The sequence below is a fragment of the Nocardiopsis sp. LOL_012 genome, from assembly GCF_048060475.1.
Lineage (GTDB): Bacteria > Actinomycetota > Actinomycetes > Streptosporangiales > Streptosporangiaceae > Nocardiopsis.
Map to the genome: position 1 here is coordinate 104,563 of NZ_JBHMIV010000004.1, position 21,644 is coordinate 126,206.

The 21,644-nt window shown below is 71.1% G+C and carries 19 protein-coding genes and 1 pseudogene; 8 read left to right on the plus strand and 12 right to left on the minus strand.

Features of this window, described 5'->3' with window-relative positions:
• Positions 1 to 62: 62 nt before the first annotated feature.
• Both ACFHWE_RS04090 and ACFHWE_RS04095 read right to left on the minus strand, forming a co-directional pair.
• Complete coding sequence (locus ACFHWE_RS04090) at positions 63 to 266, minus strand: hypothetical protein (RefSeq protein ID WP_416599239.1); 204 nt, start codon at positions 264 to 266, stop codon at positions 63 to 65.
• Entirely contained in the window at positions 263 to 709 is a 447-nt protein-coding gene (locus ACFHWE_RS04095; protein ID WP_416599240.1) for an ATP-binding protein, read from the minus strand. Before ACFHWE_RS04095 ends, ACFHWE_RS04090 begins: the two co-directional genes overlap by 4 nt.
• A gap of 303 nt (positions 710 to 1,012) precedes the next feature.
• On the opposite strand from ACFHWE_RS04095, the gene ACFHWE_RS04100 reads away from it, so the two are divergent.
• The gene (locus tag ACFHWE_RS04100) at positions 1,013 to 1,822 is read left to right on the plus strand and encodes a helix-turn-helix domain-containing protein (protein ID WP_416599241.1); all 810 of its coding nucleotides are present in this window, start codon (positions 1,013 to 1,015) and stop codon (positions 1,820 to 1,822) included.
• Positions 1,819 to 1,998 (plus strand): DUF397 domain-containing protein, encoded by a 180-nt coding sequence (locus ACFHWE_RS04105; protein WP_416599242.1) that lies wholly within the window; start codon positions 1,819 to 1,821, stop codon positions 1,996 to 1,998. Before ACFHWE_RS04100 ends, ACFHWE_RS04105 begins: the two co-directional genes overlap by 4 nt.
• 169 nt (positions 1,999 to 2,167) lie before the next feature.
• On the opposite strand, the pseudogene ACFHWE_RS04110 reads toward ACFHWE_RS04105, so the two are convergent.
• A pseudogene (locus ACFHWE_RS04110) lies at positions 2,168 to 3,004 on the minus strand (aminoglycoside phosphotransferase).
• Positions 3,005 to 3,042: 38 nt separating this feature from the next.
• On the opposite strand from ACFHWE_RS04110, the gene ACFHWE_RS04115 reads away from it, so the two are divergent.
• The 3 genes from ACFHWE_RS04115 (at position 3,043) to ACFHWE_RS04125 (ending at position 6,226) form a co-directional block, all read left to right on the plus strand.
• Positions 3,043 to 3,309, plus strand: a complete 267-nt coding sequence (locus ACFHWE_RS04115) for a hypothetical protein (RefSeq protein WP_416599243.1) — start codon at positions 3,043 to 3,045, stop codon at positions 3,307 to 3,309.
• A gap of 129 nt (positions 3,310 to 3,438) precedes the next feature.
• Positions 3,439 to 4,806, plus strand: coding sequence for an MFS transporter (locus ACFHWE_RS04120; RefSeq protein ID WP_416599244.1), 1,368 nt, complete (start codon positions 3,439 to 3,441; stop codon positions 4,804 to 4,806).
• Positions 4,796 to 6,226 carry a pyridoxal phosphate-dependent decarboxylase family protein gene (locus ACFHWE_RS04125; RefSeq protein ID WP_416599245.1) on the plus strand — a complete coding sequence of 477 codons (1,431 nt, stop codon included), beginning with the start codon at positions 4,796 to 4,798 and terminating at the stop codon, positions 6,224 to 6,226. Before ACFHWE_RS04120 ends, ACFHWE_RS04125 begins: the two co-directional genes overlap by 11 nt.
• Before the next feature lie 57 nt (positions 6,227 to 6,283).
• Here ACFHWE_RS04125 and ACFHWE_RS04130 read toward each other — a convergent pair whose 3' ends face one another.
• The 7 genes from ACFHWE_RS04130 to metH all read right to left on the minus strand — a co-directional run bounded on the left by ACFHWE_RS04130 (position 6,284) and on the right by metH (position 17,633).
• On the minus strand, positions 6,284 to 8,074 hold the full coding sequence (locus ACFHWE_RS04130; RefSeq protein ID WP_416599246.1) for an ABC transporter ATP-binding protein: 1,791 nt from the start codon (positions 8,072 to 8,074) through the stop codon (positions 6,284 to 6,286).
• A gap of 44 nt (positions 8,075 to 8,118) precedes the next feature.
• Positions 8,119 to 9,132, minus strand: coding sequence for an ABC transporter permease (locus ACFHWE_RS04135; protein WP_416599247.1), 1,014 nt, complete (start codon positions 9,130 to 9,132; stop codon positions 8,119 to 8,121).
• An 87-nt stretch (positions 9,133 to 9,219) separates the two neighbouring features.
• Positions 9,220 to 10,971, minus strand: a complete 1,752-nt coding sequence (locus ACFHWE_RS04140) for an ABC transporter substrate-binding protein (protein ID WP_416599248.1) — start codon at positions 10,969 to 10,971, stop codon at positions 9,220 to 9,222.
• Between the two features lie 99 nt (positions 10,972 to 11,070).
• Positions 11,071 to 12,132 (minus strand): ABC transporter permease, encoded by a 1,062-nt coding sequence (locus ACFHWE_RS04145; RefSeq protein WP_416599249.1) that lies wholly within the window; start codon positions 12,130 to 12,132, stop codon positions 11,071 to 11,073.
• A 568-nt stretch (positions 12,133 to 12,700) separates the two neighbouring features.
• Positions 12,701 to 13,189, minus strand: coding sequence for a cellulose synthase (locus tag ACFHWE_RS04150; RefSeq protein ID WP_416599250.1), 489 nt, complete (start codon positions 13,187 to 13,189; stop codon positions 12,701 to 12,703).
• Positions 13,190 to 13,263: 74 nt separating this feature from the next.
• Entirely contained in the window at positions 13,264 to 13,974 is a 711-nt protein-coding gene (locus tag ACFHWE_RS04155; RefSeq protein ID WP_416599251.1) for an HAD family hydrolase, read from the minus strand.
• Between the two features lie 185 nt (positions 13,975 to 14,159).
• A complete protein-coding gene (gene metH, locus ACFHWE_RS04160) occupies positions 14,160 to 17,633 on the minus strand; it encodes a methionine synthase (RefSeq protein WP_416599252.1) in 3,474 nt (1,157 codons plus the stop codon).
• Between the two features lie 387 nt (positions 17,634 to 18,020).
• On the opposite strand from metH, the gene ACFHWE_RS04165 reads away from it, so the two are divergent.
• Both ACFHWE_RS04165 and ACFHWE_RS04170 read left to right on the plus strand, forming a co-directional pair.
• Positions 18,021 to 18,860, plus strand: a complete 840-nt coding sequence (locus ACFHWE_RS04165) for a PAC2 family protein (protein ID WP_416599253.1) — start codon at positions 18,021 to 18,023, stop codon at positions 18,858 to 18,860.
• 58 nt (positions 18,861 to 18,918) lie between these two features.
• Positions 18,919 to 19,305: a thiol-disulfide oxidoreductase DCC family protein gene (locus ACFHWE_RS04170; RefSeq protein ID WP_416599254.1), complete on the plus strand. Its 387-nt coding sequence runs from the start codon at positions 18,919 to 18,921 to the stop codon at positions 19,303 to 19,305.
• Between the two features lie 7 nt (positions 19,306 to 19,312).
• On the opposite strand, the gene ACFHWE_RS04175 is transcribed toward ACFHWE_RS04170, so the two are convergent.
• The gene (locus ACFHWE_RS04175) at positions 19,313 to 19,714 is read right to left on the minus strand and encodes an ABATE domain-containing protein (protein WP_416599255.1); all 402 of its coding nucleotides are present in this window, start codon (positions 19,712 to 19,714) and stop codon (positions 19,313 to 19,315) included.
• Between the two features lie 134 nt (positions 19,715 to 19,848).
• On the opposite strand from ACFHWE_RS04175, the gene ACFHWE_RS04180 reads away from it, so the two are divergent.
• Complete coding sequence (locus ACFHWE_RS04180; protein ID WP_416599256.1) at positions 19,849 to 20,343, plus strand: nitroreductase family deazaflavin-dependent oxidoreductase; 495 nt, start codon at positions 19,849 to 19,851, stop codon at positions 20,341 to 20,343.
• On the opposite strand, the gene mshC is transcribed toward ACFHWE_RS04180, so the two are convergent.
• On the minus strand, positions 20,340 to 21,563 hold the full coding sequence (mshC, locus tag ACFHWE_RS04185; RefSeq protein WP_416599257.1) for a cysteine--1-D-myo-inosityl 2-amino-2-deoxy-alpha-D-glucopyranoside ligase: 1,224 nt from the start codon (positions 21,561 to 21,563) through the stop codon (positions 20,340 to 20,342). The genes ACFHWE_RS04180 and mshC overlap by 4 nt on opposite strands.
• Between the last annotated feature and the right edge of the window lie 81 nt (positions 21,564 to 21,644).

Genomic DNA, 21,644 nt, shown 5'->3' on the forward strand with positions numbered 1-21,644 from the left:
TGGGGGCGGGCGGGGGCGCACGCGCCGTACTCCCCCGTCCGTCCCCTTGAGGGGACGGGGCCTCACCGTGTCGGACCCCGAAGGCCGAGACGGCGCTCCACCTCACCCAAGTCATGCAGGATCAGTGTCTCCCCGCGCGGCGGGGTGAGCGTGTACAGGGCACCGACCAGGCGCCTGCCCCGGTTCAGGACGAACCCGCGCAGCGCGGCCTCACGCCGAAGCTCCTCGAACCGGTCGGTCCAAGGTCCGATGCGAGAGCCCGTCACCGGCGGAACACCGCCCGCACGGTGACGCGCCGGTCGGCGGCGCGCGTCCAGTCCCAGTAGGCGCACACCCCTTCGAGCAGGCGCAGCCCCAGCCCACCCGGCCGCAGCGGGTTCGCTTCGGGCACGGCGGGCAGGGTGGGAGGCAGGCCGGGGCGGGGGCCGTCGTCGGTCACCCGCAGTTCCAGGCGGGCGGCGCGGTGGAGTTCGACGAGCACCTGACCGCCGGGCAGTCCGGAGGCGGTATGGGTGAGCGCGTTCGTGACCAGCTCGGACACGGCCAGGCCCACCGCCTCGGAGACGTTCGCGCGGGCGCGGGTGGCGCGCACCGCCCAGCGGCGGGCCTCGCGGATGTGGTGGAGGTCCGGGCCGAGCACGATGCCCGACCTGGTGGCGGTGCCGCACAGTCGGCGCGGAAGTCCGGGAGGGTCGGCGGTAGAGTGCATGTCGTTCTCACCTCGGTATGGTCGCGGGTGGGAATCCGCGCCCCGAGACCGCTGGTACCGGTTTCGGGGCGTTTTCCATTCAAGGGAAGCTTTGTCCCTTTCAGTGTGTACGGCTGCCCCGCCGAGGGGACAGGAAGACGAGGCAGCCGCGCCATAGCGCCACCGGAAGCATGTCCGAAACTCCCTCCGGCGACACCCACGACTATGGAAGACCGCAGGTCAGAATGCCATGGATACAACAGAACAGGGTGAGAAGGTTTTGTTTCCGTTGTTGGCCAAGACTTTCTGTAGTTCAATGGTCACATGACTGACAAGGTGCACCAGGAGTGGAAACAGTTCGGTCGTGAAGTCCGCAGGAACCGCGCGCGAACAGGTCTTTCCCAAGCCGAGGTGGGCAAGTCCCTGCAACTGACCGGCGGTATGATCGGCCACATCGAGAGGGCGACACGGGTTCCAAGTAGGGATCATGCGGAAAAATTGGACACTATCTTCGCTACCGAAGGCGAGATGCTGAAACAATGGCTGGAGGTCATCGAAGGCCGCCACGTCCTCCCGTGGTTCAAGGACGCTCTGGAGATGGAACGCAGGGCGCGCGCCATCTGCGAATACCACTCCATCCTGATCCCCGGCCTGTTGCAGACAACGGACTACTCACGAGTCCTCATCAGAGCACGTCTGGTCGGAGCTTCCGAGGACGAGATCAAGGAACTCGTGAGAGTCCGATCGGAGCGGCTCCCCAAGATCCAACCGAACCGGCCGAACCTGTGGTTCGTCGTGGACGAAATCGTCATCACGCGCATCGTGGGTGATGAGAAGACCATGGTGAGCCAGTTGGGACACATCGTGGCGTTGGCCGAAGAGGGTACGATCCGTTTTCAGGTGGTCCCGGGAGATGTCCGAGCACATTGCGGTCTGTGCTCTCCGTTTCGGCTGATGACGATGCGAGACAGTAGGAAGGTCGTGCGCATGGAGCACACGCTCGGCGGGGCGACCTTCGAGAAGCTGGACGCGGTTGACGAGATGTCAGCGCTGTTCGGAGCGCTTCAGGCAGAGGCTTTGTCACCCACTCGTTCGATCAGTTTTATCCGTAGCGTCATGAAAGGCATGCAATGAGTGCACGCACCTGGCATAAATCCAGCTACAGCGATGGCCGTGGTGGCGAGTGTGTCGAGGTCGCGGAGGGGAAGGTCACCGCCGTCCGCGATACCCGCAACCGCGACCTGGGGCACCTCGACATCCCCGCCCGCGAGTGGTCCGCGCTCCTGACCGCCCTCCGCACCGACCGCTGAACCACCGAACCGGCCCCGCCCCTCCCCTCGGCGAGGTCGGTTCCCCGTTGTCCGGGTCTCCCGGCCGACCGTGCCCCGCGTGTGTCCTGCCGTCGAGGTTCACCCTGCGACGAATTTTCGGGTTCAAGGTTCGCCCCAGGACGAACCTCGGCCCCCAGCCGACCACGGCTCACCCGTGGAGCAGCCGGGCGGCGTGCCGGTGCAGCGGCACCGCGAGTTCCGCATCGTCGCCGCGCTCGATACGCAGCAGCAGACGGGCGATGACGTAGAGCTGGGCGCGCACCCCGTCCGGGGTGTCGAGCCGGTCGGCGAAGACCTCCCGCACACGTCCGGCCGTCTCCGGCCGCAACAGGCTGTGGCAGAGCAGGGTCGCGGCATCCAGCCCTGCCGGGGCACGCGGCCCCAGCTCTCCCAGTCGAGGATGGCCAGCTCCGGGCCGAGCAGGTTGTTCCAGTGCAGGTCGGCGTGGGCGGTCCGCCACTCGTGGACGGTCGGGTCCACGGCGTCGCCGAAGAACACCGTCAACCGGCGTGTGACGGCCTCCTGGCCGACCGCCACCCGCTCCGTGGGAACCCGCTCGATCCGGTCGAGCGCACCTCGCAGGCCGGTCCACCAGGCGGCGGGCACCTGCGGATCGTGGTGGAGTTCAGCGGTCGGCGAGCACGTCCTCCCGGGGGGCGGGTCATCGCCTCGGCCCGGACACGGTCGGGCGTCTCCTCCCACTCGGTGACCCCCACGATCTCCGGTTTGGGTACGCCCGCCACCGCTGAGGAGTCGGCGTTGCCCGTCCAGTAGAGGTGCCGTGCGCCCAGGCGAAGTGCTCGGTGGTCACACGCACCCACAGATCCCCCTGAGGGCCGTGTGCTGGTGCGCCGATACTGCGGTCGCGCCACCCGAACACCGCCTCGCCGTCCAGGGTGAGACCAAGGCCTTCCGCCGCTCGGGTGAGAAGCCCCCGCATGTACTCCCGGTGGCGCCGGTTCGCCACTGCCCGGTCCGAGGTCATGGTTCGATCCGGGAAGCGACTCCGATCACGGTGCCCACGTGGTCGGCTTCCGGTGCGGGCTCCTGCCACACCCGCACGTGGCCGAACCCGTGCACGGCCAGGTGGGGATCACCCCACCGATCGGACGGCTTCTGGTCATCGACTGGGCACCCAACCCCGCCGAGGGCGACAAGCAACTCTTCGTCTTCGACGGGGGCGTGCTCGGCAGGGAACGGCTAGAGCAGATCAACCTCGACCCGGCTGAGCTGAGAGGCCGTGCGCCTCCTCCCGCGCCAGGACCACCGTGGTCCGCGCCTGGCCGGTGAACCTCTCGAACACGAATCCTCTCTCCCTCCTCCTCGGAAAAGGGCAGTCTTCCACACGATCCGGACACGCCTTCCGGCCAGCCCCGCAAGCCTCTTGCCTGGTGAAACGGGCACGGATACCGTAACCGGGTGACATCACCCCAGATCACACCATCCCCCACCGCCGACCCCCTGCCCCGGCGCCGGGTCCTCGGCTTCGCCGTCGGATCGGTCGGCAACGGCGTGTTCGGCGCCGTCCCCGGCCTGCTGCTGCTCTTCTACCTCACCGAGGTCATGGCGGTCCCCGCCGCCGCGGCCGGGGCGGTCATCGTCGCCGCCAAGGTGTGGGACGCGGTGTGCAACCCCGTCGTGGGCCTGCTCAGCGACCGCGAGGCGGTGCGCACCGGCCGCCGCACCCGGCTGCTCCTCGTGGGCGCCCTCGGCCTGCCGCTGCTGTTCACCGCCCTGTTCACCTCGCCCTTCTCCTCCCCCACCGCCGCGCTGGTATGGACCGGGCTGATGTTCGTTCTGGCCGCCACCGCTTACTCCTGCTTCCAGGTCCCCTACATCGCGCTGGCCGCCGAACTCTCCCCCCGCCAGGACCAGCGCGCCCGCGCGATCTCCTGGCGCATCGTCTTCCTCACCGTGGGCATCCTGGCGGCGGGCGGCCTGGCCACGGTGGTCGTGGACGCCTTCGGCGGCGGCCGCGCCGGGCACACCGCGATGGGGCTGACCATGGGCGCCCTCATGTGCGCGACCATGCTGGTCACCGCCCTGTCCACCCGGTGGGTGCCCAGCCGCCCCGGCGAGCGGGTGCTGGGGCCGCTGGCCGCGCTGCGCGCCGCCCGAGGCAACCGGCCCTTCTTCGCCCTGCTCACCGGCTTCGCCCTCCAGGCGATGGCGATCGCCGTGATGCTCGCGGGCGCCCCCTACGTGGCCGTCTACCGGCTGGGCGACTACTCGCTGACCACGGTGATGTTCGCGTGCGTGGTGGGGCCGAGCATGCTGTGTGTCCCGCTGTGGGCGGCGGCGGCCCGCCGGTTCGGCACCGTGCCGTGCTACCTGGCCGCCCTGCTCGCCGTCACCGCCGCGTGCGCCGCGCTCTTCCCCGCCGCCACGGCCGCATCCGCCGTCTCGGTGTTCGCGCTGCTGGCAGTGGTCGGCGTAGGCTACGCCGCGCTGCAACTGCTGCCGCTGTCGCTGCTGCCCGAGACCGTGCGCGCCGACGCCGTCCGTACCGGCCAGGCCCAGTCGGGCGCGTTCACCGGCGTGTGGACCGCCGCCGAGACGGGCGCGATGGCGCTCGGGCCGGGGCTGTTCTCCGTGGTGCTGGCGGCGACCGCGTTCGTGTCGGGCAACGTGGAGACCGAGGTGGCCCAGCCCGCGTCGGCGGTCGCCGGCCTGACCTTCGGCTTCACCGTCCTGCCCGCCGTGCTGCTCGCCGTGAGCCTTCCGGCGGTGCTGCTCTACCGCCGCCTGGCCGCGGCCCACACCCGTGAGGAGAACGATGCTTCCTGAGTCCGGACGGTCCGCCGAGGACCTGCTCGCCGAGTTGAAGGCGCTGCGCGGCGGCGACGTGCCCGTGCGCGAGGGGCGGGTGGCCGCCTACGTCTACGACCCGGGCCTGCCGCAGGCGCGGGAGGCCGGGCACCGCGCCTACCTGGAGATGCTGGAGGTCAACGGGCTGGACCCGACCGCCTTCCCCAGCACGGTCGCGCTGGAGCGGCAGGTGGTCTCCACCGTTGCCGGGGTGCTGGGCGGCGGACCCGGGACGCCGGGGATCTTCACCAGCGGCGGCACCGAGTCGATCATGCTCGCGGTCAAGGCCGCCCGGGACCGCTCCCCGGTGGAGCGCGGCGCGCTGGTCCTTCCGGCGACCGCGCACCCGGCGTTCCGCAAGGCCGCCCACTACCTGGGGCTGCGGGTGGTGGAGGTGCCGGTCGACCCCGAGTCGCTGCGCGCGGACGCGGCGGCCGTGGAGCGGGCGATCGGCCCGGACACGGTCCTGGTGGTGGCCTCGGCGCCGTCCTACCCGCACGGGGTGGCCGACCCGGTTCCCGCGATCGCCGCCGCGGCCGCCGCGCGGGGCGTGCCCTGCCACGTGGACGCCTGTGTGGGCGGGTGGGTGCTGCCGTGGCTGGAGGGCTCCCCCGACTTCGACCTGTCGGTGCCGGGGGTGACGTCCCTGTCGGTGGACCTGCACAAGTACGGCTACGCGCCCAAGGGCGCCTCGGTGGTGCTGTTCGCCGAGGAGGAGTCGCGCCGGGCCGCCTACTTCGCGTCGGCGGGCTGGCCCGGGTACCCGGTGATCAACTCGACCGTGCAGAGCAGCAAGGGCGCCGGGCCGCTGGCCGGGGCGTGGGCGACGCTGATGGCGGTGGGCGCCGACGGCTACCGCACGCTGGCCCGGGACGCGATGGCCGCCGCGGACCGCTTGGTGGCGGGGGTGGCGCGGATCGGGGGGCTGCGGGTGCTGGGCCGTCCGGACGCGCCGCTGGTGGCGCTGGCCGGGGAGGACGGCGTGGACGTGTTCGCGCTGGCCGACGCGGTGGCCGAGCACGGCTGGTTCCTCCAGTCGCAGCTCTCCCACGCGGGGATGCCCGCCAACCTGCACCTGACGCTGACCGGGGTGTCGCTGGCGGGGGTGGACGACCTGCTGGCCGCCCTGGCCGAGGCGGTGCCGAAGGCGCGCGGGCGCGTGGCGGTCCCCGAGGGGCTGGCGGAGGCCGTGGCCGCGATGGACCTGTCGGAGCTGGACGACGCGGCCTTCACCGAACTGCTGTCGGCGGTGGGTGTGGACCTGTCCGGTGTGGGCGGCGGTTCGATGGCGGTGGTCAACACGGTGCTGGACGCCCTGGACCCGGCCACCCGCGAGGCGCTGCTGGTGCGGTTCCTGTCGGCGCTGTACTCGCCGCACGCGGGTCCGTCCCCGGAGTGAGCGCGGGGCCGGTGGCCGCCCGCGACGGGCCGCCACCGGCCCCGCGCCGTGCCCGGGTCAGACTGCGGCGCGGGCGGCCTCGCGCTCGGCGCGGTGGCGGCGCGCCTCGTCGGGGTCCAGCAGCGGTGCGGCGTTGAGCAGGCTGCGCGTGTAGTCGCTGCGCGGGTTCTCGTACACGCTGTCGCTGTCGCCCAGCTCCACGATCTCGCCCTGCTTCATCACCGCGACGCGGTCCGAGATCTGGCGCACCACCGCCAGGTCGTGGGCGACGAAGATGTAGGTGAGGCCGAAGTCGTCCTGGAGTTCGGACAGGAGCTTGAGCACCTGGTCCTGGGTGGACACGTCCAGCGCGGACACCGGTTCGTCGCAGACGATGAGCTTGGGCTTGAGGATGAGCGCCCGCGCGATGGCGATCCGCTGGCGCTGGCCGCCGGAGAAGGCGTGCGGGAACCGGTTGTAGTGGGCGGCCTCCAGCCCGACGCGCTCCAGCAGTTCCTGGACGCGCAGGCGCACCTTCTTGGTGTCCTTCTCGCCCTGCACGCGCAGCGCGGTGCCGATCGCGTCGCCGACGGTCACGCGCGGGTTGAGTGAGGAGTAGGGGCTCTGGAACACCATCTGCACGTCCTTGCGCAGCGGGCGCAGCCGCCGTTCGGACATGTGGGTGATGTCGCGGCCCTGGAACTCGATCCGGCCCCGGGTGGGCTCCAGCAGGCGCATCACCATCCGCGACAGGGTGGACTTGCCCGATCCGGACTCGCCCACCACGCCGAGGGTCTCGCCCCGGTGCAGGTCGAAGGAGACGCCCTTGACCGCCCAGAAGTCCGTGGCGCGTCCCCACGGTCCGCCGCGCACCTTGAAGCACATGGCGGCGTCCTGGACGCGCAGCAGCGGGGCCTCGCCGTCCGCGCCCGTGGAGGCGGCGGGGAACGCGGGGGTGAAGGGCTCGAAGCCGCTCTGCTCCGCGGCCGCGGCGCCCTCCGCGCGCTGGGCGCCGCGCTCGCGTTCGGCGCGCTCGGCCCGGTCGGCGGCGCGGCGCTGGGCTCGGGAGACCTCCACCCTGGGCACGGCGGCGAGCAGCGCCCGGGTGTAGGGGTGCTCTGGCGCGGACAGGACGGTGCGCACGTCGCCGCGCTCCACGGCCTCGCCGTGGCGCATCACCACCACCTCGTCCACCGAGCCGGCGACCACGGCCAGGTCGTGGGAGACCAGGATGAGGCCCATCCCCAGGTCGCGGCGGAGTTCGTCGAGCAGGTCGAGCACCTGGGCCTGCACGGTGACGTCGAGGGCGGTGGTGGGCTCGTCGGCCAGCAGCACCTTGGGGTCGCACATGAGCCCCATGGCGATCACCACGCGCTGGCGCATCCCGCCGGAGAACTCGTGCGGGTAGGAGTTGATCCGCTTGCCCGGCTCGGGGATGCCCACCCGGTCCAGTGAGGCGACGGCGCGCTTGCGGGCGTCGGCCCTGGACGCCCTGGGGTGGTGGACGCGGTAGGCCTCCACCAGTTGGTCGCCGATGGTGTACTGCGGGTGCAGCGACTGCATCGGGTCCTGGAAGACCATGGCGATGTCGTTGCCGCGCATGCGGCGCAGCTCCCGGTCGGTGGCCGCGACCACGTCCTTGCCGGTCACCTCGATGGAGCCGGTGATCGACGCCTTGGTGCCGCGGTGCAGCCCCATCAGGGCGAGCGAAGTGACGCTCTTGCCCGAACCGGACTCGCCGACGATGCCCAGGGCGCCGCCGGCGGGCACCTCGAAGGACAACCCGTTCACCGCGCGGACGTCGCCGTCCAGGGTCGGGAACGTCACCCGCAGGTCGTCCACGCGGACGACGGGCTCGGTGGAGGCCATGTCACATTCCTTCGTTCGAAACCGGTCTGGTCGGCGCGGCGGTCTCACGCGGCGATCCGCACCCGGGGGTCGACGATCGGGTAGAGCAGGTCGACGACGAGGTTGCACAGGACGATGAAGAAGGCGCCCAGAAGGGTGACGCCGAGGATCACCGGGAGGTCCTTGGCGACGATGGCGTCGATCGCGTATTTGCCGACACCGTTGAGCGAGAACGCCGTCTCTGTGAGGATGGCTCCGCCCAGGACCAGGCCGATGTCCAGACCGAAGATGGTGACGATGGGCGTGAGGGTGGGGCGCAGGGCATGCTTGAAGATGACCTTGCGCTCGCTGAGGCCCTTGGCTCGGGCGGTGCGGATGTAGTCCTCACCCAGGGTCTCCAGCATGCCCGCCCGGGTCTGCCGGGCGTACTGCGCGGCGTGCAGGAAGGCGAGGGTGACCCAGGGCAGGATCATCACCTGGAACCAGCCCGCCGGGTCCTCGGTGAGGGGCACATAGCGCGGGATCGGGAAGAGGTCCCAGGTGTGCACCAGGAAGGCCAGGGAGAGCAGGCCGGTGAAGTAGATGGGCAGGGAGACGCCGACCAGGGCCAGGGACATGGCGATCCGGTCGAAGACGCTGCCCTTTCTGACCGCCGAGAGCACGCCGACCGCGACCCCGCCGATCAGCCAGATGACGGCCGCGCCGAAGCCGAGGGAGACCGTGACGGGCAGGCGGTTGAGGAGCTGTTCGAGGACCGGGGTGTTGGTGGTGAACGAGTAGCCCAGGCACGGCGCGGCGCACTCCACCGTCTCCCGGCCGAACGTGTACTCGGTGCCCAGCAGGAGCGTTCTGAGGAAGTCGAGGAACTGGACGGCGATCGGCTGGTCCAGGCCGAGGCGGTCGACCGTGGCCGCGATGGCCTCCGGAGTGGGCGCCTTGCCCACGTACATGGCGGCCATGCCCTCCGGGGTGACCCCGGCCCACCTGGGCAAGACGTAGAAGATCCAGAAGGTCACCATCGTGACGATGGCGAGCAGCAGCACGCCCGCGCCGAGGCGGCGGAGAATGTAGTTCAGCATCGCGGTCGGCGGCGGGGCGACCCTCGGAGCCGGGGGCGCCCCGCCGCTTTCACCTGCCTTCTCGTACTAGTTCAGGCCGGTCGGGTACTAGCCGCGGTCCACGCCCAGGGCCATGTAGTCGTACATGGCGTAGCCCGGCTGGAAGTAGACGTTGGTCAGCTCGGCGGAGCGGTAGAACATCGCGCGGTCGAAGACCACCGGCAGGATGGCGGCCTGTTCGAGGACCATGCGCTCGATGTCGCCGTAGATGGCGGCGCGCTCCTCCGGGTCCTCGGTCTCCAGCGCCCGGTCCCACAGGGCGTTGATCTCGGGGTCGTCGAGTTCGGCGGTGTTGTAGTTGCCGGTCTCGGTGATGGCGCGGCCGTCGGTGATGGCCTGACCGAAGCCGTAGCCGGTGGGCCAGTCCGGAATCCACCCGGAGACGCTCATGCCGATGTTGTTGTCCCGGACGAAGTCCTGGGAGCCGGCGTACTGGGCGAAGAAGTCGCCGGCCGGGTAGGTCTCGATGTCGGCCTCGATACCCACACGGGAGAGGGCCTCCTGGAGAGCCTCCGCGGTCTGGATGTCGTTGTCGCGGCCCTCGCGCGCGGCGATGGTGGTCTCGAAGCCCTCGGGCATGCCGCACTCTTCGAGCTTGCCCTGGGCGGCTTCGAGGTCACCGGTGTTGTCCTCGGAGGGGTACAGGTCCAACTCCGGGTCGGAGCCGGGGATGGCCGGCGGGAGGAAGTTGGTGGCGATGTCGCCGCCCAGCGTTCCGCCCCAGGCGCGGTGCATGCTGTCGCGGTTGGCCGCGTACATGATCGCCTGGCGGCAGGCCACGTCCTCGATGACCGGGGTGTGGATGTTCACGTAGCGCAGCGCACCGGAGAACAGGTTGTCCATGTTGGGCCGTGCGGACTCGTCGTTGGCCAGGCGGCTGTGCATGGCCGGTCCCACGCCGGTGCCGCCGAGGTCGACGTCGAGTTCGCCGCTGAGGAGGCGCTCGTCGATCTCCTCCTGGTTGACGTTGAGCTCGACCTCGACGCTGTCGGGCAGGGCGCGGCGGATCGGGTCGGTGTCGGCGTCCCAGTTCTCGTTGCGCACGAGGTCGAGCCCGACACCGGCCTCGTAGTCACCGTCGAACTTGTAGGGGCCCGAGGAGACGGGGTGCTGCTCGTAGAGCTCACCGCGGTCGGCGTCGACCGGTACCGGGGCGGTCTGCGGCGTGATGAGGATGTTGGGGAACTCCGAGAAGCTCTCCTTGAGGTGGAAGACCAGGGTGTGGTCGTCCGGGGTCTCGATCGCGTCGAACTCGCCGAGCGGGTCGGAGGACTCGTAGACGTTGAACTCGGGGTCGGCGTCGAGCTTTTGCGCGAAGTAGCTCGGGCCCTTGGCCAGGGCTCCGCCGTTGAAGTCACCGCGGATGATGCCGTACTTGACGTCCTGGGCGGTGATCTCGGAGCCGTCCTCGAAGAGCAGGCCCTGCTTGATCTTGATGGTCCACTCGGTGAAGTCCTCGTTGGACTCGGGCAGGGCCTCAGCCACGTCGGGGACCAGGTCGGTGGCGTTCTCGCCCGGCTCGGGGTTGTAGGCGAGCAGGGTGCGCGCGTAGTAGCGCGAGAAGTTCCAGTTGTACCCGTAGTAGGTGTTACCGGGGTCGGGGGAGTCGATGTCGGACGACATCGCGTAGCGCAGGGTGCCGCCGGTGGCGTCGGAGGGGTTGACGATCTCCGACTCGGCGGCGTTGAAACCCGCGCCGGCGTTCTGGCCGCCGTCGGAGCCGCTTTCGCCGCCGCAGGCGGACAGGAAGATGGATGCCGCCGCGCCGAGCGCGACGAAGCCGAGGGTGCGTTTCCTCAAGGAACTGCCTTTCTACTGAACCGATCGGGGAATTGGGGTGACCACTGGGTGATCCCATGTCTACGCAAACCGGATAGCCGGTCCGCACGGGGACCGGGGTCAGTCGGAGGTCTTGGGGTCGAAAGCGTCGCGGAGGCCGTCACCGAACAGGTTGAACGCCAGCACGGTGATGAAGATGGCCAGGCCGGGGAAGACGATGAAGTAGGGGCCGTTCTGGTAGAAGTCCACGGCCTCGGAGAGCATCTTGCCCCAACTGGGGGTGGGCGGGTTGATGCCCACACCCAGGAAGCTGAGGGCCGCCTCGAACAGGATGTTCGTGGGGATCAGCAGGGTCGAGTAGACGATGATGGGCGTCACCAGGTTCGGCAGGATCTCCTTGAGGAGGATGTGCCGGTTGCCGGCGCCCAGGCTGCGTGCCGCCTCCACGAACTCGCGTTCGCGCAGGGAGAGCGTCTGTCCTCGGACGATGCGGGCGATGTAGGGCCAGTTGAAGAAGCCGATGATGAAGACGATGACGCCGACACGCAGCCCGTTGCCGGTCAGCCCGAAGACGCCTTCGGGGATGACGCCGACGAGGGCGATGGCGAAGAGCATCAACGGGAAGGCCAGGAAGATGTCCATGGCCCGACTGATGACGGTGTCGACCCAGCCGCCCTTGTACCCGGCGATGATGCCCAGGACGGTGCCGATCACGACGCACAGCAGCGTGGACAGGAAGGCCACGAGCAGGGAGATCTGCGCCCCGTAGAGCAGGCGACTGAACAGGTCCCGCCCGGTGGTGGGCTCCAGGCCGAGCAGGTGGTCGGCGCTGATGCCACCCCACGGGTCGGTGACCGCGAACCCGGTGTCCGGGTCGTAGGGGTTCTCCGGGTCCTTGAAGGGAAGCCGGGTGGCGGGGTCGATGAGGTCCTGGTGGAACTGGGTGGGCGGGTAGCCGAACCACTTGACCAGCAGCGGGGCGAGGATCGCGGCGAGGATGAGCAGGACCACGACCACGCCCGAGACCATCGCGACCCTGTCGCTCCTCAGCCGCTGCCACGCGATCTGACGCAGGGACCGGTTGTCCCCTCCCCCGTGGGCGGCCTTCGAGCCGGGCTCCGCGGCGGCGTCCCGGTCGGCGGCGGAATCCGCCGACTCGGGGGCTTGCGAGGGCGCGCTCATCGGGACACCACTCTCCACTCATCGCTTCTGGCCGAGGGAGGACTGATCCCGCGCATGAGGACGGGGACACGCCTCAGGGGTTCCCCTCGGGGTCCTCATGGTGGGGCCGGTCGGGTCTCGACACTGGCTGGCAAGGGCGGAACCTGGCACGCGGGAGAAGGTACGTCCCCGTACCGGTCACATCCGACCGCGTGCACCTTACCCCCACATCCGCGTGGGGTGAGACACACGCGACGTCTTGTCGCCCGGTTCGCTACATGACGACTAACCTACTCGCAGGTAAGGGCAGTATCGTCCAGCTTTAACCTCTTTGACTAGATCGTAACAAACAGGAAAAGTAATCCCATTTATTGACACAAGCTGCGGTACCGCCCCAGACCCTCCCCAAGCAGGCCTTCACCCGGTACACGGTCGGCCTCCGGCCACCCAGCCGCCGCCCTCCGTCCGGCGGCAGGCGGGCGGGGTTCCGTGACGGAGGACACAGCGCACACGGCGACGCGGCGCCGGCCGAAAGCCGTGCGCCGCGTCCATGGATCCGTCCCTCCGGGCCGTCCCGGAAGGGCCCCGCTCAGTCGATACCGCGCTTGCGCAGCAGTTCCTCGATGTCGCCGAAGTCGGAGAGGTCGTCGGCCGCGGACCCCCGCTCGCCCTTCGGCTCGGCCGGCCCCACCCGGCCCGCGGCGGCCGAACCGCCGCCCTCGGAGCCCTCGACCTCCTTGGAGCCGCCGCGCCCGGTGCCCGTGCCCCGCGCACGCATGACGCCCGAGACGACGTAGAGCACCACCGCCAGCCCGGTGAGGACCACTCCCGCCCACACCAGGGGGCTGAACAGCAGCCCGGTGAGCACGCCCGCCACGCCCCGGACGAACTCCCAGACCACGCCCATCAGCCCCAGCAATGCGACGGCCAGGGGAACCAGGGACCACGCCAGGCCCCGCAGGCCCGAGGCCGCGCCGCGTCGGCGCCACAGCACGAAGGAGACGATCAGTCCGACCGCCGAGAGCACGGCGCCCACGGCCAGGTCGGAGACGGGCAGGTTCTCAGGCAGCTCCAACATGACACCAGTCTCGCACCGAAAGGCGCCGCGCACATCGGGTGGAGTCCCTAGGGAGTCCCACCGATCCGGCGTGCTCAGCGGTCGGCGACCAGCGACTCCAGCCACTCCAGGTCCACGCCCACCAGGGAGTCGCGCACGAGCACGCCCTCACGCGGGGGGATCTGCGCGTGGATCGGCACGGCGACCGTCACGCACCCGGCGGCGGCCGCCGAGGCAGAGCCGATCACCGAGTCCTCGAAGGCCACGCACCGCCGGGGGTCGACACCCAGCCGCCGGGCCGCCGTGAGGTAGGGGTCGGGCGCGGGCTTGTTCGCGGCGACCTCGTCCCCGGCCACGGAGTCGTCGAAGTTCTCCAGGCCGATCCCGCCGATCGCCATCCGCACCAGGCTGCGCTCGGTGGAGGTCACCAGCGACACCGGCACCCCGGCGCCGGTGAGCAGCCCCACCAGCTCCTTGGCGCCGGGCCGCAGCCGGGCCCGGCCCTCCTCCAGCTTGCGCCGGAACTTGGCGTAGAGGCGGTCGGCGATCTGGCGCGGCGTCAGGTGCGTCGTCCCGGTCAGCTCCATGATGTAGCGGCCCACCGGCTCGGCGGCGTTGCCGAGGTTGACCTCATGGTCGTGGTCGGTCCACCGCCCGCCCAGCTCGGCGGTGAGCTCGCTCTCGGACTCGTTCCACAGGTCCTCACTCTCGATGAGGGTCCCGTCCATGTCCAGCAGCACCGCCTGGAGGCGCCGCTGCCCGGCCGCCGTCCTCCCGGGCGCTTCCACCGTGTTCGTGTCAGTCATGAATCCCGGCGGCGCCGTCCGCGCCCTGGCGTCGGACACGCCGCGCACTCCCCTCGCCTGTCTCGTCGGACTCCCCGTCCCCGGTCGCACCGGGGCCTGACATCGTCGCGGACCAGGCGTCCCACGTGTGTGAAGGGCACCTGTCCGCGCACGGTACACCCGGCGAACTTCACGAGACCGGCCGTTCACACGTTGAAGTAGGTGGCCTCCGGGTGGTGGATGACGATGGCGTCGGTGGCCTGCTCGGGCACGAGCTGGAACTCCTCCGACAGCGTCACCCCCACCCGCTCGGGCTCCAGCAGCCGCATGATCTTGGCCCGGTCCTCCAGGTCCGGGCAGGCACCGTAGCCCAGGGAGAACCGCGCGCCCCGGTAGCCGAGCTTGAAGAACGCGTCCAGCTCGGCCGGGTCCTCGCCCGCGAAGCCCAGTTCGGCGCGCACGCGGGTGTGCCAGTACTCGGCCAGGGCCTCGGTCAACTGCACCGACAGGCCGTGCAGCTCCAGGTAGTCGCGGTAGGCGTTCCGCTCGAACAGTTCGGCGGTGGCGCGGCTGATCGCCGAGCCCACGGTCACCACCTGGAAGGACACCACGTCCAGCTCGCCGGACTCCTTGGGCCGGAAGAAGTCGGACAGGCACAGGTGGCGGTCCCGGCGCTGGCGCGGGAACGTGAACCGGGTGCGCTCGGCCACGCCGTCATCGTCCAGCACCACGAGGTCGTCGCCCTCGCTGTAGCAGGGGAAGTGGCCGTGCACCACCGCCGCCTCCAGCAGGCCGTCGGTCTGGATGCGGTCCAGCCAGCGGCGCAGTCGCGGGCGGCCCTCGGTCTCCACCAGCTCCTCGTAGGTGGGGCCGTTGCCGCCGCGGGCGGCCTTGAGCCCCCACTGGCCCATGAACGTGGCGCGCTCGTCGAGGAAGGCGGCGTAGTCGGCCAGGGGGATGCCCTTGCTGATCCGGTCGCCCCAGAACGGCGGGACCGGCACCCGGTTGTCGGTGGCCACGTCGCTGCGCGCGGGCATGTCCTCGGGTTCGGTGACCTTCAGGCCAGGGCCGGTACGGACCCGGCGCTTGCGCAGCGCGGGCAGTTCGGCGCCCTCATCGCCGCGTTTGACCGCCATGAAGGTGTCCATCAGGCGCAGGCCCTCGAAGGCGTCCTTGGCGTAGCGCACCTCGCCCTCGAACATCTCCGCCAGGTCCTGCTCCACGTAGGAGCGGGTGAGCGCGGCGCCGCCGAGCAGCACCGGGAAGCGCTCGGAGAGCCCTCGGGAGTTCATCTCCTGGAGGTTCTCCTTCATGATGACCGTGGACTTGACCAGCAGGCCGGACATGCCGATGATGTCGGCGCGCTCGCGCTCGGCCGCCTCCAGGATGGCCGAGACGGGCTGCTTGATACCGATGTTGACGACGTCGTAGCCGTTGTTGGACAGGATGATGTCGACGAGGTTCTTGCCGATGTCGTGGACGTCGCCCTTGACGGTGGCCAGGACGATGCGCCCCTTGCCGTCGTCGTCGGTCTTCTCCATGTGCGGTTCGAGGTAGGCGACCGCGCCCTTCATGACCTCGGCGGACTTGAGTACGAACGGAAGCTGCATCTGGCCGGAGCCGAACAGCTCACCGACGACCTTCATACCGGAGAGCAGGGTGTCGTTGACGATGGCCAGGGCGGACTTCTGCGCGAGGGCCGCGTCCAGGTCGACCTCGATACCGTTCATCTCGCCGTCGATGATGCGCCGCTCCAGGCGCTCCCACAGGGGCAGGGCGGCCAGTTCCTCGGCGCGGGAGGCCTTCATGGACTTGGCGTCCACGCCCTGGAACATGTCGATGAACACGGACAGGGGGTCGTAGTCGTCCGCGCGCCGGTCGTAGACCAGGTCCAGGGCGACCTTGCGCTGCTCCTCGGGGATCTGGTTGATCGGCACGATCTTGGAGGCGTGCACGATCGCCGAGTCCAGGCCCGCCTCGACCGCCTCGTGCAGGAACACCGAGTTCAGCACGATGCGGGCGGCGGGGTTGACACCGAAGGACAGGTTGGACAGGCCCAGGGTGGTCTGCACCTCCGGGTAGCGGCGCTTGAGCTCGCGGATCGCGTCCAGGGTCTCGATGCCGTCACGGCGCGTCTCCTCCTGCCCCGTGGTGATGGGGAAGGTGAGGCAGTCGATGATGATGTCGCCGGTGGCCAGGCCCCACTGGCCGGTGATCTCCTCGATCAGGCGGGTGGCCACGCGCACCTTCCACTCGGCGGTGCGGGCCTGGCCCTCCTCGTCGATGCACAGCCCGACGACGGCCGCGCCGTGCTCGGCGACCAGCTTCATGATGCGGGTGAAGCGGGAGTCGGGGCCGTCGCCGTCCTCGTAGTTGACCGAGTTGATGACGGCGCGCCCGCCGAGCGCCTCCAGTCCGGCCTCCAGCACGGGGGGCTCGGTGGAGTCGAGCATGACCGGCAGCGTGGAGGCGGTGGCGAAGCGGGAGGCCAGTTCACGCATGTCGCGGACGCCGTCGCGGCCCACGTAGTCGACGTTGAGGTCGAGCAGGTGGGCGCCGTCGGCGATCTGGTCGCGCGCCATCTCCACGCAGTCGTCCCAGCGCTCCTCCAGCATCGCCGTGCGGAACTTCTTGGAGCCGTTGGCGTTGGTGCGCTCGCCGATGGCCAGGTAGCTGGCGTCCTGGCGGAAGGGCACGCTCTGGTAGAGCGAGGAGGCGGCCCGCTCGACCATCGGCTTGCGCTGCTTGACGGCACGCCCGCGCACCCGCTCGACCACCTGGCGCAGGTGCTCGGGGGTGGTGCCGCAGCAGCCGCCGACCAGGGCCAGGCCGAACTCGGAGGTGAAGGTGTCGTGGGCGTCGGCCAGTTCCTCGGGCGAGAGGTTGTACACCGCGCCGTCGGGGCCCAGTTCGGGCAGACCGGCGTTGGGCATGCAGGAGATGGGGATGGGTGAGTGGTGCGACAGGTAGCGCAGGTGCTCGCTCATCTCGGCCGGGCCGGTGGAGCAGTTGAGGCCGATGACGTCGATGCCCAGCGGGGCCAGGGAGGTCAGCGCGGCGCCGATCTCCGAACCCAGGAGCATGGTGCCATTGGTCTCGATGCTCACCTGGGCGATGATCGGCACGTCGCGCCCGGCCGCCTCACGGGCGCTGCGGGCGGCGGTCACGGCGGCCTTGACCTGGAGCAGGTCCTGGCTGGTCTCGATGAGGATCGCGTCGGCGCCGCCGGCGATGAGGCCGCGGTGGCACTGTTCGTAGTAGTCGCGCAACAGGCGGTAGGGGGCGTGTCCCAGCGTGGGCAGCTTGGTGCCGGGGCCGACCGACCCCAGGACGTAGCGGGGCCGCTCATCGGTGGAGTAGGCGTCGGCGGCCTCGCGGGCCACGCGCGCGCCCGCCTCGGCGATCTCGTAGGTGCGCTCCTCGATGCCGTACTCGGCCAGGCCGGCGTAGTTGGCGGAGAAGGTGTTGGTCTCGACGCAGTCCGAGCCCACTTCGAGGAAGGCGGCGTGGGTGTCGCGGACGATGTCGGGGCGCGTGATGTTGAGGATGTCGTTGCAGCCCTCGTGGCCCTCGAACTGGTCGAGGTCGAGATCGTGCGCCTGGAGCATGGTGCCCATGGCCCCGTCCGCGACGATCACGCGCTGGGACAGTGCTTCACGGAAGGTCGGGCGAGCGTTCATCAGATCCACATCTACGTATCTCGTGGGGCGGCGCGGCGGCCCGCGCGGCACGACGCCCCCGGGTCGGGTGGGTTCGGGGACGGCCGCGTCCGGCCGCTGACTAGCGAGGTTATCCCATCAGGTGTTCCACCCTGTGAGACGCCGGTCTCACGATAGGCTCCCGCCCCTGGAGGGCGCACCTGAAAAGAGGGTAATCGGACGTTTTTCCGTCCGTTTGCGTTCCGCTGGCGGGGGCGGGCCCGCGCACCGGCGACCCCGTGGCCGGTCCTGTGGCCGACGGCACCCGGCGGATGGCGCTGTGTGGCCCCATCGGTCCGGGAACACGGTTTCCCGAGCGGGGTCCCACCCCATAGGGTGGACGGCGTCGAGTGCAGGAAGGGGCCGCGGATGGTCAAGCTCACCCGGGAGCTGGTCGATCCTGTCATGGTGGCCGCGTTCGAGGGGTGGAACGACGCCGGAGAGGCGGCGACCCTCGCGGTGGAGCACCTGGCGAAGGTGTGGGACGCACGCGAGCTGTGCGCGCTCACCCCCGACGACTACTACGACTTCCAGGTGACGCGGCCGCGCATGTCCGTGGTCAACGGCCTGCCCGGCAAGGTGGAGTGGCCGACCACACGTGTGGCGGTGGCCACCCCGCCCGGTGTCGGACGCGACGTGGTGCTGGTGAGCGGCCCCGAGCCCAACATGCGGTGGCGCTCCTACACCGCCGACCTCATGGCGGTCGCCCGGGAGCTGGGCGTGAAGCGGGCGGTGATGCTGGGCTCGCTGCTGGCCGACGCACCGCACACCCGGCCGATCCCGGTGACGGGGATCGCCTCACCCGTGGAGCTGGGCGCCGGGTACGGCTTGGAGCCCACCACCTACACGGGCCCGACCGGCATCGTGGGCGTGCTGCACGAGGCCCTCGCCGAGGCGGACGTGGACACGGTGTCGCTGTGGGCGGCCATCCCCCACTACGTGGCGCAGCCGCCCTGCCCGAAGGCGGCCCTGGCCCTGCTGGGCTGGGTGGAGGACCTGGTGGAGGCGGCCGTTCCGCTGGGCGAGCTGCCCGAGGACGCGGTGGCCTGGGAGGCCAACGTCAGCGAGCTCACCGCCGAGGACGAGGACATCTCCGCCTACGTGCGCGGCCTGGAGGAGGCCAAGGACACCGCCGAACTCCCGGAGGCGACCGGCGACGCGATCGCCCGCGAGTTCGAGCGCTACCTGCGCCGCCGCGAGGACGGCTGAACCCAGGCCGACGGCTCCCCGCCGCGTCGGCGGCCCCCGCTCCGGGCATGATGGCGCTATGACACCTTCTGCGCCCGGAGCCGGAACCTTCCTCTACGACCAGGACTGCGGGTTCTGCCAGCGCGCGGTGGTCTTCGCGCGCGTGCGGGTGCGCACCCGCACCGCGTTCACCGCCTGGCAGGAGGCCGACCTGGCCACCGTCGGCCTCACCCCGGAGCGGGCCCGCGCCCAGGCGTGGGTGGTCTACCCGGACGGGCGCCGCTTCGCGGGCGGGGACGCGGTGGCCGAGGTGCTCGTCCACGGCCGCGCCATCGCCCGGCCCGTGGGACGGCTGATGCGGCTTCCGCTGCTGCGTGCGGTGAACCGCGCCGCCTACCGGTGGGTGGCCGCCCACCGCTACCGGCTGCCGGGCGGGGCGGCGTCCTGTGCGGTCGACCGGCGGTGAGGGCGCCTCACACCCGCAGTTCGCGCCACTCCCCCGTGGCCCGCACCACCGCCCAGGCCCCCGCGATCCGGGCCAGGCCGCGGCGCACCTCGTCGACCACGGCCGGCGCGAGCGGGACCGGGGAGCCGTCCGGTTCCAGGCGCACGGTGACGCGCAGCCCGTCCAGGACGCGCTGACCGCGCGCGAGCACCTCGGGGTCGGCCCCACCGGTGAGGACGGCCCGGATGGCCTCGCGCAGGGACAGGGCCTCCTCCAGGTCGCCCAGGGTGATGGGCATGGAGCCCTCGGAGGCCAGGTGGTGGCGGCGCAGGAAGCGGGCAAGGTCGGCCCGGTCGGTGAGCCGGGCACCGGTGGAGGCGAAGTCGGTGACGAGCGCGGCGGCGGTACTGAGCCGTGTGGGAGTGGTCATAGCCGCATATCCCACCATCTCCGTGCCCTCCGCGTCCGGGAAACGGCGAAATCCGGCCGCGTGGCACCGGGCCGCGCGGCCGCCGCGTGCGTACACTCGTGCCGCCCCGACACCGCCTTGGGAGGCCCGCCGCCATGACGCTGTCCGCTCCACCCGCCACACCGCTCAGGCGCGCCCTGTTCCGCGCGCCGATCTGGCTCTACCGGCTGGGCCTGGGTCCGCTCCTGGGCAGGAGGTTCGTCCTGATCACCCACAGGGGGCGCTCCAGCGGACAGGCCCGGCAGGCCGTCCTGGAGGTCGTGGGGCGCAACAGCGCCACCGGGGCGGTGCTGGTCGCCGCCGCCTACGGGCCCCGCGCCCAGTGGTACCGCAACATCCTGCACGAACCACGGGTGCTGTTCCAGGTGGGCGGGCGCCGCCTGCGCGGCAGGGCCGAGCCGCTGCCGCCGGGCGACTCGGGGGACGCTCTCGCCCACTACGCCCAGGCCCGCCCAGAGACGGCCCGGGCGCTGACGCGCGCTCTGGGCCGCGAGGTGGACGGCACCCCGGAGTCCTACCGGGGTCTGGGGACGGACCCGGTCGAGGGTGTCCCCGTCGTCCGCCTCGCGCCCGAGCGGGGCGAACCCTAGAGCTCCACGCCCAGGAGGGTGTCCAGCACGGCGCGGGCCAGTGCGGGCGCGCCGGTGTCGGTGCCGCCCTCGGTGAGGGCGGCCTCGGCCCAGGCGTCGATCGCGGCCAGGGCCGCGGGCGAGTCCAGGTCCTCGGCCAGTGCGGCGCGCACCGCGGACATCAGCGGCACGGCGTCGGGCGCCGATCCCAGGGCGGTGGCGGTGCGCCAGCGCTCCACCCGCGCGCGGGCGGCGGGGAGTTCGGCGCCGGTCCACTCCCACGGGGTGCGGTAGTGGTGGGCGAGCATGGCGGTGCGGATCACGGCGGGCTCCACGCCCTCCTCGCGGAGCTTGGAGACGAAGACGAGGTTGCCCCGGGACTTGGACATCTTCTCGCCGTCGAGGCCGACCATGCCCACGTGCACGTAATGGTGGGCGCCCGGGCCGCCGGTCACGCAGCGGATCTCGGCCGCGCCCATCTCGTGGTGGGGGAAGACGAGGTCGCTGCCGCCGCCGTTGAGGTCGAATCCGGGGCCGAGCCGGTCCAGGGCGATGGCGCTGCACTCGATGTGCCATCCGGGGCGCCCGCGGCCCAGGGGGCTGTCCCAGGCGGGTTCGCCGGGGCGCTCGGCGCGCCAGAGCAGCCAGTCGAGGGGGTCCCGCTTGCCCGCGCGGTCGGGGTCGCCGCCGCGCTCGCCGAACAGGGCGAGCATCTCCTCGCGGTCCAGCCCGCCGACCTCGCCGAACTTGGGGGCCTCGGCGGCGGAGAAGTACAGGTCGCCGTCCAGGTCGTAGGCGGCGCCGGTGGCGCGGATGCGCTCGGCCAGCGCGCTGATGAGGTCGACCGACTCCACGACCCCCACGTAGGAGGCTGGCGGGATGACGCGCAGGGCGGCCATGTCGTCGCGGAACACGTCGATCTCGCGGTGGGCGAGGTCGCGCCAGTCGACGCCGGTGGCCTGGGCGCGCTCCAGGAGCGGGTCGTCGATGTCGGTGGTGTTCTGCACGTAGTCCACCTCGTGCCCGGCGTCGCGCCAGACCCGGTTGACCAGGTCGAAGGTCAGGTAGGTGAAGGCGTGGCCGAGGTGGGCGGCGTCGTAGGGGGTGATCCCGCAGACGTACATCCCGGCCCGGGGGCCCGGTGCCGTCTCCCGTATCCGACCGGTGGCGGTGTCGTGGACGCGGAGCGGGCCGCCGGTGCCCGGGAGGGGGACGATGTCAGGCGCAGACCAGGAACGCATACCCGGAAGACTACGCGACACTGGTGCGGTAAGCGCTGCGGGATGGCCTGGTATGTCCTGGTGTGTGCGCAGCGACACACC